This window comes from Staphylococcus muscae (genome assembly GCF_003019275.1).
Classification (GTDB): domain Bacteria; phylum Bacillota; class Bacilli; order Staphylococcales; family Staphylococcaceae; genus Staphylococcus; species Staphylococcus muscae.
This window is the reverse complement of the sequence record NZ_CP027848.1, coordinates 1,248,702-1,262,342: the sequence shown is the minus strand read 5'-3', so window position 1 is coordinate 1,262,342 and position 13,641 is coordinate 1,248,702. Positions and strand designations below refer to the sequence as shown.

Here is a 13,641-nt window from a genome sequence, read left to right as displayed (position 1 = left end):
GAGACCTCGATTTGAAGGTCTCTTTTGTATGTTCGTTTAGGATAGCATGTCGTGTGTCAGTTTAACGCCTTGTTCAGGTTTTTCATATAATACCAATGTGTGAAGTGACACATCATGCGGTAATACACCCGTCAATTGCTCCCATATCCAGTAGGCGATGTTTTCAGCAGTTGTACTCATCTCTGGAAGTGTCTCGTTTAACAATTGTCCGTCTAAATAAGGTGAGAGATGTGTATGGTAGAGCTTGTCAATGTGATGGAAGTCGACTGCAATGCCTTGTGCATTCGTTGTCGCTTGTAGTGATAGTTCGAGATGATACGTATGGTTAGACAAGTCAACGTGAGCTGTTTCTGTAAAATAGATACGGTTATCACAGGTGAATTGATAGTGTTTGATTACGTGAACAGATGACTGACGATATGCAAAGGTCCTAGGTGCTTGAAGATGATCGAATTGAGACATCGTACACTCCTCCTTTTTATTTAGACTATCATATTTTGGTAGATTTAAGATATTTCAACAAAATTCAAAATAATATGACAAAATCGTGAAAAATTAAGCGTCAAATACTTTTTCTGTTGATATATTTTGTATATGATAGTATACAAAGGTTATTTTTTGTAACTTTACATAAAAGTAGAAAATAACATAAAACAAAGAATGGTGGTGATGCACCTTGAAAGTATTTCGAGATTTGAGTTGGTTTTTTAAACAGGAGAGAAAGAGATATGTGATAGCACTGGTGGCAATGCTCATTACAACATTTTGTAGTTTAGTACCGCCAAGAATGATTGGTTTTGTGATTGATCATATTACAGAAGGAACATTAACACCACGTTTGTTAACCATCTGTCTACTCATCATGATTGGTTTAGGTATTGTAATCTATCTTTTGCGTTTTGTATCTCGTATGCAATTGTTTGGTGCAAGTGCAAAGTTAGGACGTATTTTACGTGAACGTCTTTATGAGAAATATACGTTGATGAGCCCATCATTTTATCAACAATATCGTACCGGAGATTTGATGGCACATGCGACAAATGATATCCGTGCAGTTCAAAGTTCAGCTGGTATCGGTGTGATGACAATTGGTGATGCGTTGATTACAGGAGGAATGACGTTATTGATGATGGCAATCACCGTCAGTCCCAAATTGACATTGATTGCGATTATTCCATTGCCGATTCTCGTTTTAGCGACGAACTATTATGGTCGTTTGTTACATGATACTTTTAAGAAGGCACAAGGGGCTTTCAGTCAATTGAACGATAAGACACAAGAAAGTATTTCGGGTATCAAGGTAACGAAGTCTTTCGGTTATGAAGAAGATGATGAAGCGGACTTCAGAGAGTTGAGTGATGAAGTTGTAGGGAAAAATATGCGTGTTGCAAAAATCGATGCGCTTTTCGATCCAACCATACAGTTAGTGCTAGGAACGAGTTATCTGTTAAGTATGATCTTTGGTGCTATGATGATGCTTAATGGAGAAATAACGATTGGTGATTTGGTGACATTTACAACATATCTTAATATGCTCGTATGGCCGCTGTTAGCGCTCGGTTTCTTTTTCAATATTGTACAGCGTGGACATGCATCATATGATCGAATTCGTCAGATTGAAAGTGTTGAAAATGACGTCAAGTTGGTAGCGAATATTGCAACGAAGCCTACTGGGGATATCGTATTTCAAATGGATGCATTTCAATTTCAAAATGAACAATCCGCACGTCTACACGACATTCACTTTACATTAAAACAAGGAATGACGCTCGGTATTGTCGGAAGTACAGGGTCGGGCAAAAGCTTGATGTTACGTCTATTGTTACGTGAATTCGATACCGATCATCCAGATGATATACAATATGGCGGTCGAGCAATTCGTTCGTATGGCATCGACCAGTTACGTGCACAGTTTGGTTATGTGCCACAAGAACACTTTTTGTTTTCATCAACAATCCGAGCTAACATCGCCTTTAGCCAACCGGATATATCGGATGAGGCGTTATATCATGCGAGTCAGATGAGTCACATTCATCGAGATATTATGGGATTGCCAGAAGCATATGAGACGGTAGTTGGTGAACGTGGGGTGTCGTTATCAGGCGGACAAAAGCAACGTATTTCAATCGCACGTGCATTGATCAAAGACCCGGACGTGCTCATTTTAGACGACGCACTATCAGCAGTAGATGCTGAAACGGAAGCGGCGATACTTCATAACTTGAAAGAGACACGTCGAGGTAAGACAAATATTATTACTGCACATCGTATGAGTGCTGTGATGCATGCGGATATGATTCTGGTTATGCGTGAAGGTACCATTGTTGAACGTGGTACGCATGATGTATTACTTGCGCAAAATGGTTGGTATGCAGAAACGTTCCATGCACAGGCCATGCAGGCACGTTACGCAGAAGATTTAACGGAGCAAGTAGAAAGAGGTGGTCAACATGACGAGACATACTAAAGAAGTCATCCAATTATCTGCCAAAGAGCAATTACATGTACTTTTACGACTACTTCGCTATACGCTACCGTTTAAAAAGTTAATTGTTGTATCATTGTTGACACTCAGTATTTCTATTGCTGCAAGTATGAGTATTCCTTATATTGTTAAAGTTTTTATCGATGAATATCTATTACACTCAAGATTGTCAAATCAACAAGTAATCGGTTTGTTAATTGCTTTTATCATTATTCAAATTGTGGGTGCAATAACGACCTATTTAAGTGTGTATTACTTAGAATATCTAGCGCTGAAGGTGATCCAACAACTAAGGATTGATGCATTCCATGATATTACACGATTAGGTATGGCGTTTTTTGATGAAACGCCAAGCGGGAGTATTGTATCAAGGTTGACGAATGATACAGAAGCAATTATTGAGATGTTTACAGGCGTTCTAACATCCTTTTTACAAGCCTTTTTAATGATTATTGCAAGCTTTGTCATGATGTTTGTATTGGATGTTCGTGTCGCATTATTTGCATTGCTGTTTGTACCGGTTATTATCGTGATACTTGCATGTTATCGTAAGTTTGCATCTGTGTACTTTAACGAAACGCGTCAGCGATTATCGGATTTGAATGCGAAGTTGGCTGAGTCAATTGAAGGTATGAAGATTATTCAAGTATTCAATCAACAACAGCGTCTACGAGAAGAGTTCGGGGCAATCAATGCTGCACATTATGACAAGTCTATGAAGACAATTCAACTGGACAGTCTGATGTTACGTCCTGCGATGACGATGTTAGCCACATTTGCGACGGTGATGATTTTAGGGTATTTTGGTATTTTAAGCTTTAGTGAGACTGTTACAGCGGGTGTAATTTATGCGTTTATTCAATATATGCAACGCTTTTTTGAGCCGATTAACCAAGTGAGCCAGAACTTGAATATCTTTCAACAGGCGATTGTATCAGCGAGTCGTGTGTTTAAAATGATGGACAATGAGACACATGCACCGACACAACAAGAAGATGAAACAGCGACGATTCAACAGGGACGCATTGAATTCAAAAATGTGAGCTTTAGTTATGACGGCACACACGATGTGTTACATGATATTTCTTTCGTAGCGGAACCAGGACAAACAGTGGCATTGGTAGGTCATACAGGATCAGGTAAAAGTACGATTGCGAATTTATTTATGCGCTTTTATGAGTTTGAACGTGGAGATATATTGATTGATGGTAAATCAATCAAGTCCTATTCACAACAGACCTTGAAGCAGAGTATCGGACTCGTGTTACAAGATCCGTTTATTTTTTATGGAACAGTTGCATCAAACATCCGACTGTATCATCCGACGATGACGTTTGAACAAGTGGAAGCGGCAGCGAAGTTTGTGCACGCACATGATTTTATTATGCAGCTATCAGACGGTTATGAGCATCAAGTAATTGAACAAGGACGTGCATTCTCTAGTGGACAACGTCAATTGATCGCCTTTGCACGTACGATGGCAATGGATCCGAAAATTTTGTTGCTGGATGAAGCGACGGCGAATATTGATTCTGAGACAGAAGAAGCCATTCAGAAGTCATTGGCAAAAATGAGACATGGACGCACAACTTTAGCGATTGCGCATCGCTTGTCTACGATTCAAGATGCAGATCAAATACTTGTGTTGAACAAAGGGGTCATTGCAGAAAGAGGGACACACGAAACGTTGATTGCACAACGAGGTATTTACTATAACTTGTATCAGTTACAGTTGAGAGGCGAGTTATTGTAAGGAAAGAACAGAAAAGCGACCATCGCAAGACTGCGATGATCGCTTTTTGTATTTTATGATACTTTACGTAAGGATGGTTTGAAGTAATCTTCTGTTTCTTCCTTAACAACTTTGTACAACAGTAAGATACCGATTAAGTTTGGAATCATCATCATCGCATTGGCAACATCAGCGAAAAGCCATACAGTACGCAAGTCTGCAACAGTTCCTAAGAATGTCGCTGCAACATAAATGACGCCATATAACATCACATACTTTACGCCGAATAAGTATTCGAAACATTTCGCACCGTATACGAACCATGCAATAATTGTTGAGAAACCGAAGAAGATAACAGAGAGTGATACCACGTATTCACCTAACATGCCTAGACTAGAACCGAAGGCAACGCTTGTTAAAGCACCTGCTTCAAGTTTTGGATCGTGTGACACGCCTGATAATAAACCACCACTCGGATCCCAGTAGCCTGTCACAAGTAATACAAGTGCTGTCATCGTACAAACAACAATTGTTACGATAAATGTTCCTGTCATCGCAACGAGTGCTTGAATGGCAGGATGACCTGACTTCGCATTACCTGAGATTAAGGCAACAGTCCCTAAACCAGCTTCGTTTGAGAATATTCCTTTTGATACACCGTTTTGAACGGCTTGCATCACCATAATACCTGTAAAGCCCCCTGCAGCTGATACAGGTGTGAATGCGTATTGAAAGATTAATCCAAATGCTGGAATGATTTTGTCATAATTAATCAAAATAATTGTGACTGCGGCACCGATGTAGAAAATTGCCATCATCGGTACAAAGACACCAGCGACGTTACTAATACGTTTAAGGCCACCGAAAATAATCAATGAGATAAGAATGGCTAAAATAATCCCTGTGATAAAGCCACTCACATTGAATGAATTCGTCATTACGTCAGCGATGGTATTAGATTGAACACTGTTTCCGATACCAAGTGATGCAAAGGCACCAAACATGGCGAAAGCCACCGCCAAGAACTTGTAGCGAGAACCGAGTCCCTTTTCGATATAGTACATCGGACCACTTGAATACTCGCCATTTGCATTTTGCTCACGATACTTCATCGCTAGTAAAGCTTCGGCATATTTCGTTGTCATACCGAGTAAACCAACGACCCACATCCAGAATACAGCACCGGGACCACCTAGAGTAACGGCTGTCGCGACCCCAGCGATGTTTCCGTTACCGATCATTCCGGCTAGTGATGTCATGAGTGCTTTAAAGTTACTGATGTCTCCTTCACTATCATCTTGGCTCTTGTCTGGAACGAAAGCCAGTTTGAATGCATGAAGCAACTTCGTGAACTGCATGCCTTTCAAGACAAAGGTTAAAAATAAACCTGTCCCAGATAACAAAATTAAACTTGGTGCTCCCCATAAAACACCATTAATTTTTTCTAGGATTTCTAACACACATAACCCCTCCAGTATATTCAATTCATAAGTAAACGCTTTCATTATTATATTGTATAAATGCACTAGATGTAAAATCTTAGCTAGGATGTTGGAATAGTACAATGTGTTCAAAGCCTATTGGCACAAGCGACATTGTATCCCGAACAATTCTCAACATAGGCATCTGTGATAAAGATGCGCTTCATTATGAAATGGTACGATTTAATATTGGTATCGCACTCTAAAATTTTACATCTTTCATGATTAAAAAGCTACTTAAAACTAAAAAATAATATTGGTATTTTCAAATGAATAAAGGGTTTTGTTTTTCTTTTATACAAAAGAATTCAAAAAGTTTTTATCATTTATATAAGCGTGAATACCTAAGAAAAAAACAGCAAAACCTATTGTGAAAATAGTGTTTTGCTGTTTCTATACATATGCTATTTCATATAGCGATATGTCATCAGTTCTTTCAACATATCAATTTCTTTTTGTAATTCACGGCCTTTATTTGTGTCACGGATAAGCTTGCGTTCTAACTCTTCATCTACGACACGACGAATTGATAGCTCGTCTTCACCCGTTTCAAGGACATTTTCTTTTGAGTTGAACTCTTGATGGGCTACAAGTTGCATCCCGAATGAGTTATATAACAAAGTGTAACCGGCAATCCCTGTTGTAGATTGGTAGGCTTTAGAGAAACCACCATCAATAACAAGCATTTTGCCATTCGCCTTGATTGGGTCCTCGCCATCACGCTCTTTGACAGGGGTGTGGCCGTTGATAATACGACCTTGTTCAGGATCCATATCGAACTCTTTTAACATTGATTTGACATATGATTCTTGTTCGCGCAAGTGATAATAGGGATTCTTCTCTTCTTTATGCGTTGATTTATCTTTGATGAAGTAACGTTCAAATGTTGTCATCGCACGTTTTCCGAAGAGTGATGAATATTTCCCAGTCCATAAGTACCAAATCAAGTCGGTAGAAAGGTCATCTTGTTCATCTAAGTGTTCATAAGCATGACGTACGTGTACTTCGAACGCATCAATGAGTGCACGACCTGCTGCATATTGCCCGTCAATAATCATACCTTCCATTTCACCGGATTCATCAACTGGAATACAGCCGTGGATGAGTAGGTTACCATTATAGCGCAAATAGAGATTCCCTTTTTTCATTAAAAAGTCGATATGACGGCGTAATTTTTCAGATTCTTGGAATGCGATGATGAGTCGATCCATTACTTCTTGTTCTTCTTCCAAAAGAGCTGTTGGATTACGTGGATCGACCGTTTTGAAACATGTATTTTCTAATGGATAAACCGTACCATTCAGTTCGAGTGTTTGTTCACGGTAGTTCACTTTGTCTAATAGTAGACGTGCATCCATGTCGAATTCTGGACGGCGTTTAATAATAGGGCCTTCAAGTTTGAACTGAATCATCGCAATCGCTTGATGAATTTTTGTGATTTGTAACTGCTCAGATGCAGACGGTGTTTTTTCGGGATGTTTTTTCGGACGGAAAGCAGGGTTGTCGTCATAGTATTTTTCAGCCAATGTAAGAAGTGGACGTAAGTTAATACCATAAGCATCTTCAATAATATCTAAGTTGTCGTAACGTGCACAAATACGCAATAAGTTAGCGAGACAAACTTTTGAACCTGCATATGCACCCATCCATAGCACATCGTGATTTCCCCATTGAATATCAACCGAATGATAGTCGATCAGTGTATCCATAATTTTGTCGGGATGTGGCCCACGATCATAAATATCACCGACAACATGCAAATGATCGACAACAAGTCTTTGAATGGTATTAGAGAGCCCGATAATCAATTTATCGGCTTGATTCAATTCAATGACTTGATGAATAATTGTTGAATAATAATTGCTTTTATTGTTGTAGCGGTTTGTTTTATATAACAATTCCTCAATAATAAAGACAAATTGTTTCGGTAAAGCTTTTCTCAATTTTGAACGTGTATATTTTGAAGAAGTGAATGTGACGAGCTCTAGTAGTTGATGAATCGTACATTGATACCACTCATTGCGAGCTTCTTTAGAGTCAAAGTTCGCCTTGATACGTTTCACTTTATCTTCGGGATAGTAAACTAAAGCAATCAATTCATTGATATCATCTTCAGAAAGACGCTCATCAAAAATATCATGAATTTTTGATTGGATATTCCCAGAACCATTGCGCAATACGTGCTGGAACGCATGATATTCACCGTGCAAATCACTGACAAAATGTTCTGTCCCTTTTGGTAACTCTAAAATAGACGCCAAGCTGATCAGTTCTGTTGCAACTTTTTCTTCTGAATCGTATTTTTCAGCGAGCAAGTCGAGATACTGCTTCTTGAGTTCTGTTTCTTTTGCTGAATGCATGTGATAGACACCTCTTACTCAATCATTAATTTTATTTTAAGCGCTTCCATCTCTATTAAACCACATTATTCATGTTACGTTAATAAACAACATTTGAACTTTGAATGACTCATCATGATGCAAGACTTACAGGGGCAAAAAGTACTGAAATCATTAGAAAAAAATAATGTAGATGAGCATATATATTAGAAAAAGTTTTTAGATATTTCGCAAAACACGATTACTATTTTAAAATAGTAATTGTGTTGGGACAACGCTTAATTTATAAGGGCTTTTAAACGCCTTGATGATGGTCTATGATACTAGTTTAATTGTGATAAAATGCACAAACTGAAACCGGTTTCTATACCATTGAAAATTTTCTTGTAAACGTTTTAGACCTGTGGTATATTCAAGTTGCTAATTTGAAAGGTCATCTGATGACCTAATGAAAGCGGGGTAAAAATCATGACTAGAAAGAAAACAAATGTCCGTTGGATGTTTGCAGGGTTTTTCTTCTTAATCGGGGTTATTGCTTATATGGACAGAGCGAACATCTCATATATCGCTGTTCCGATGATGGAAGATTTAAATTTAACAAAGACGCAATTCGGGTTCTTAGCGTCATTCTTCTCACTTGGTTATGCATTAATGCAAGTACCTTCAGGGCTGTTAGCTGAGAAGTTCGGACCGAAAAAAATGATTTCGGTAGCTTTAATTTGGTGGAGCGCATTCACAATCTTAACAGGATTAGTGAAAAACCACGGTTTACTATACTTAGTACGTTTCTTATTCGGTGTTGGGGAAGCACCGATGTATCCATCAAACGCTGTATTCAATACACATTGGTTTGGTAAAAATGAAAAAGGACGTGCATCAAGTGCGTTATTAGCAGGTTCATACTTTGGTCCTGTATTAGCACCATTCATTACAGTAGCAATCTACACTACTTTTGGTTGGCAAGCTGTATTCTACATTTTCGGTGTAATTGGTTTCTTAATTGCATTATTATGGATGATTATTGCAAAAGACTTACCTGAACAACACAAAATGGTAAGTGAAGCGGAAAAACAATTCATCATGGAAAATCGTGATGTTGTAGCAACTGATAAATCATCAGCACCATGGGGCATCTTCTTCTCACGTTTTAGTTTCTATGCGATTGCAGCACAGTACTTCATCGTACAGTTTGCGATTACATTATTCTTAATATGGTTACCATCATACTTAATGGAAACATTCCATATCGATAACTTAACAATGAGTAAAATCGCAGGGATTCCATGGTTTATGATGTTTATCGTTATCATGTTAGGTGGCGCAATTTCAGATAAGATTTTAAGTGCTGGAAAATCACGTTTCGTCGCACGTGCATCTATTGCGATTGCAGGTTTCGTTGTTTTCGGTGTGGCACTGAACTTCGCTGTAAGTGCACAAACATTAACAATGAACATTTTCTGGATGTCATTCTGCTTAAGTGGTATCGGCTTATCAATGGTAATGAGCTGGGCATCAGCAACTGACTTAGGTCGTAACTTTGCTGGTACAGTATCTGGCTGGATGAACTTATGGGGGAACATTGGAGCGATGTTAAGTCCAATTCTTGCAGGTTACCTTGCAACAATTATGGGTTGGCCTACGACATTACGTTTAATGTTGATCTTAGTAGTCATCGCAATCATCTTATGGTTCTTCGTAAAACCAGACCACCCATTGATTAAAGACGAATCAGAAGTTTAATCATATATGAATTTGAGAGTCAGGATACGCGCAATATCCTGGCTTTTTTGTATTCCAAATTATAAAAACGGATTGAGTAGTTTGATAATTTGGAATACAATTTTGTTATATATTTTATAATTACATACAAAGGGGGGACTATATGTATAGATTGTCGAATAACTTCAAACATCTATATTATAGTCAATTGTTTGCAAACACAGGGGATATTATTTATATTGTGGCGTTAATTGCTTATGTTTATCATTTAACAGGAGAAGCACGGTATTCAGCCCTTATACCCATATGTGTGACGACTTTTTTATTTTTAAGTGGATTGGTTGCAAATTATTGGTATATCAAATTTAATGAGTTACAGGTAATGCGTTTTTCACAGATGCTCAAAACATTTATGATGATTAACGTTCTATGCGTCATCTCTTTGAATATAAGCATAATCGTTCTGTTTTTATGTATATGTATTAATTCTTTTTTGGATGGACTGATTAATCCAGTCAAAAATGCGATGATTCCAATGATTGAAGACAAAAGTAATATTGTATTGGCGAACTCAAAAATAAACGTCATGAACAATACGATACAAGTTGTTTCTTGGGCGTTAGGTGGGATATTAATAGCGTCAATCGGTTATCAACATGTCGTACTCATTACAATTGTGACTTATGCATTGTCTGTCTATTTTATTTTCAAAATTAAAATAAACACAATTCCCGATAGGGTGTCCAATAGTCTGTTTCAATCTTTTTCAGAGATGATACGTTTTAATCGAAAAAATATACATAGCATTTATTTGAATACGACGACTATGGTCGAATCATTCGCACACAGTGCATGGATTTCTGCGATTCTGTTAGTATTTGTTAAAGAGTTTTTGCAACGTGAAACATATATATTTGGTATGATCAACTCGGTCTTTTTTGCGGGGATTATTTTTGCCGGATTGATTGTATCCAAGTATAGTCGCACGATTGAAGAGAAAACGAAAATCATTTTAATATTTGGTGCAATAATCTGCGCAGTTTTAAATATGTTGTTTGGTATGAATAAATGGATTGTGATTGTTTTACTTATTTCATTTGCATATGGATTCTTTGATCAATTGCGTGCGATTACGATGCATTCAACGATACAAGTGAACCTAGAAGAAGTACATATTGTAAAAGTTTATACATTGAATAATATGGTGTATTCCGTAGGGTTTTGTATCGGCACACTTTGTATCTCGCATATTGCAGATGAGATTAATGTCACAACCGTCTATTTTGTAGCGGGTTTTGCATACTTATTGAGTGCACTTGTTTCTCTGGTTTATACCAAACGTCGAACGGCTCGTTAACATGTCGCACGAAACGAATTCGTATAGGTATTTGTGCTGTTGTATGGTAGAATAGTGCTACATATTTTAGAGTAAAAGAGGAAACGAATCATGAAACAATTGAAGAATATTTTAGTACCGTTACTTGGTGTCGTGCTTATTTTAGGCGGATTATATTTGGTATTCAAACCGAAAATCGATAGCTATTTTGCACAACAAGAGACTGAGCAAAAAATTGAACAATATGAGGCTAAAAAGCAACATGCGAAACAAGAGATTCCAAAAGACAAGTCTCAAGTGGTGGGTGTGTTGACGGTGCCATCGGTCGATATTAAAGAAGCGGTTTATCCGGGTGCGGCAACGCCTGAACAGTTGCAACGTGGGTTGGCGTTTGCGGAAGAAGATGAATCATTGTCCGACCAAAATATTTCAATCGCAGGTCACACAGATTATAACTTATACAATCAGTTTACAGATTTGCATAAAGCGAAAAAAGGTGATGCGGTCACATTCAAAGTTGGGGATGAAGAGCGTAAATACAAGATAACGTCGATTAAAAATGTTGATCCAACTCAAGTAGAAGTTTTAGACGAAATGAATAAAGAGAAAGATCAACTGACATTGATTACGTGTGATGATTATGATCCGAACACAGGACAATGGTTGAAACGTAGTATTTATGTTGCTGAAGCGGCATAAATCAACTTGATAGAATGGCTTATGAGCAGTGAGATGTTCATAAGTCTTTTTTGATTGTCATTAGAAAAGTATCATGACTATTTTAGAGATATAATAGAGAGAGATGATAAACATAAAGAGGTGTGACAACATGAAAAAAAGATTAGTCATTGCGCCTGATTCGTTTAAAGGGTGTATGACAGCAATGGAAGCAGCCAAGGCGATTGAAGCAGGATGGCGTTCAGTCATGGGAGACACATGGTCTTATGATAAAGTACCTATGGCTGATGGTGGAGAAGGAACAACACAATCTTTACACGATGCGCTAAATGGTGTGTGGAGAACGATAAAAGTGACCGGACCACTCGGGGAGGCTGTTCATGCGTCTTATAGTATCGCATTTGAAGGGACAACGGCAATTATCGAGATGGCAGCTGCGTCTGGCTTAGACTTGTTAGCACCAGAAACACTGAATCCACTGATGGCCACAACGTTTGGAACAGGTGAAATGATAAAAGATGCACTAGATCAAGGGGCCACAAAGATCATTCTAGGTATTGGTGGAAGTGCGACGAATGATGGCGGTGCAGGCTTATTACAAGCGTTAGGCGTGGCGTTATTGGATGCCAAAGGGAAACCTATTGAACGTGGTGGTGCCGCATTACAACATTTAGCACATATCGATATGACGAAGATGGATGCCCGTTTGATGGATGTGACATTTGAAGTTGCGTGTGATGTGACGAATCCCTTACTAGGTAAGATGGGAGCTACGGCAGTGTATGGTGCACAAAAAGGTGTGACAGATGAGACATTCCCAATTCTTGAACATGCGCTCACACAGTACCACAATGTGATCAAACAAGATTTACATAAAGATGTTGCGGATATTCCAGGTGCAGGTGCAGCGGGAGGCCTAGGTACGGGTTTACTTGCGTGTTTGCCTGTATCGTTGCGCAGTGGTGTAGAGATTGTATTAGAAGTTACGAACTTTAGACATTACGCATTGAATGCCGACTTGGTTATTACAGGAGAAGGACGTATCGATGGGCAAACAGCATTTGGTAAAACGCCAGTTGGTGTGGCACAAGCAGCGAAAAAATATCATAAGCCTGTCATTGCCGTAGCAGGTAGTATTGGTGAAGGATATGAGGCGGTGTTTAAACATGGGATTGATGCGGTATATAGTTTACTATCAAGGCCTTGTTCTTTAGACATTGCCTTAGCTGAAGGACCAGTATCTTTAAAACGCTGGGCAGAGAATATGGCACGTTTTTATCAAATAGCAGAGCGACATTAAAGGAGGGGAGAGGCATGAAAAAATATCATTATAAAGAAAATTTCTGGGAAGGATCGACGAAAGAAATTGCTGTATTGAATGAACAAGACAAACAAGTGATGTCACTGCGCATCTTAAATAAAAAGAAGCGTAGTAAATTTTCATCTTGGTTAAGTGCGATGAAACAAGAATATGAGATTACAGATGGAAAAGACTTGTACGAAGTACGCCGAGAAAGATCACTGCGCACGCTATTCCTTCCTGCTTGGCAAGTTTATCACAATCATAAACCAATCGGAGAACTGAAAGCGAGTTTTAGTTGGGTGAAATCTAAGATGCGATATACAGATATGCAGGCAAATGAGCTCAAGTTACAATCAGGGATTTTATCGCATAGCATCATTATAAAAGATGAACGTGAAACGGAACTATTAAAGTCAAAATCAAGTTACTTCAAAATTAGAACAGAACATGAAGTAACCATAGATACAGATCAATATCCACCTTTATTGCTGATGTTACTATTCCAAGTGGCATTTGAATACTTTGAAATGATGCGAGAAAGTGCTGCTTCAAGTGGTTCGGGTTAAAA

General features: G+C 38.4%; 10 protein-coding genes. 7 read left to right on the top strand and 3 right to left on the bottom strand.

The window, feature by feature from the left end; all coding sequences use genetic code 11:
• Positions 1 to 36 precede the first annotated feature (36 nt).
• A complete protein-coding gene (locus tag C7J88_RS06355) occupies positions 37 to 462 on the bottom strand; it encodes a 6-pyruvoyl trahydropterin synthase family protein (RefSeq protein WP_095117873.1) in 426 nt (141 codons plus the stop codon).
• 214 nt (positions 463 to 676) lie between these two features.
• On the opposite strand from C7J88_RS06355, the gene C7J88_RS06350 reads away from it, so the two are divergent.
• Complete coding sequence (locus tag C7J88_RS06350; RefSeq protein WP_095117871.1) at positions 677 to 2,467, top strand: ABC transporter ATP-binding protein; 1,791 nt, start codon at positions 677 to 679, stop codon at positions 2,465 to 2,467.
• Positions 2,451 to 4,238, top strand: a complete 1,788-nt coding sequence (locus C7J88_RS06345; RefSeq protein WP_095117869.1) for an ABC transporter ATP-binding protein — start codon at positions 2,451 to 2,453, stop codon at positions 4,236 to 4,238. Before C7J88_RS06350 ends, C7J88_RS06345 begins: the two co-directional genes overlap by 17 nt.
• A gap of 53 nt (positions 4,239 to 4,291) precedes the next feature.
• On the opposite strand, the gene C7J88_RS06340 is transcribed toward C7J88_RS06345, so the two are convergent.
• Positions 4,292 to 5,677 (bottom strand): alanine/glycine:cation symporter family protein, encoded by a 1,386-nt coding sequence (locus C7J88_RS06340; protein ID WP_095117867.1) that lies wholly within the window; start codon positions 5,675 to 5,677, stop codon positions 4,292 to 4,294.
• Positions 5,678 to 6,102: 425 nt separating this feature from the next.
• Positions 6,103 to 8,058, bottom strand: a complete 1,956-nt coding sequence (locus C7J88_RS06335) for a fructose-1,6-bisphosphatase (RefSeq protein ID WP_095117865.1) — start codon at positions 8,056 to 8,058, stop codon at positions 6,103 to 6,105.
• A gap of 447 nt (positions 8,059 to 8,505) precedes the next feature.
• Here C7J88_RS06335 and C7J88_RS06330 point away from each other — a divergent pair, with 447 nt between their 5' ends.
• The 5 genes from C7J88_RS06330 (at position 8,506) to C7J88_RS06310 (ending at position 13,639) form a co-directional block, all read left to right on the top strand.
• Positions 8,506 to 9,777, top strand: coding sequence for a pyruvate MFS transporter (locus C7J88_RS06330; protein WP_095117863.1), 1,272 nt, complete (start codon positions 8,506 to 8,508; stop codon positions 9,775 to 9,777).
• A 142-nt stretch (positions 9,778 to 9,919) separates the two neighbouring features.
• A complete protein-coding gene (locus C7J88_RS06325) occupies positions 9,920 to 11,113 on the top strand; it encodes an MFS transporter (protein WP_095117861.1) in 1,194 nt (397 codons plus the stop codon).
• A gap of 90 nt (positions 11,114 to 11,203) precedes the next feature.
• Positions 11,204 to 11,791 carry a class A sortase SrtA gene (gene srtA, locus C7J88_RS06320; protein ID WP_095117859.1) on the top strand — a complete coding sequence of 196 codons (588 nt, stop codon included), beginning with the start codon at positions 11,204 to 11,206 and terminating at the stop codon, positions 11,789 to 11,791.
• Positions 11,792 to 11,921: 130 nt separating this feature from the next.
• On the top strand, positions 11,922 to 13,070 hold the full coding sequence (locus C7J88_RS06315) for a glycerate kinase family protein (RefSeq protein WP_095117857.1): 1,149 nt from the start codon (positions 11,922 to 11,924) through the stop codon (positions 13,068 to 13,070).
• 14 nt (positions 13,071 to 13,084) lie between these two features.
• Positions 13,085 to 13,639, top strand: a complete 555-nt coding sequence (locus C7J88_RS06310; protein ID WP_095117855.1) for a tubby C-terminal domain-like protein — start codon at positions 13,085 to 13,087, stop codon at positions 13,637 to 13,639.
• Positions 13,640 to 13,641 lie beyond the last annotated feature (2 nt).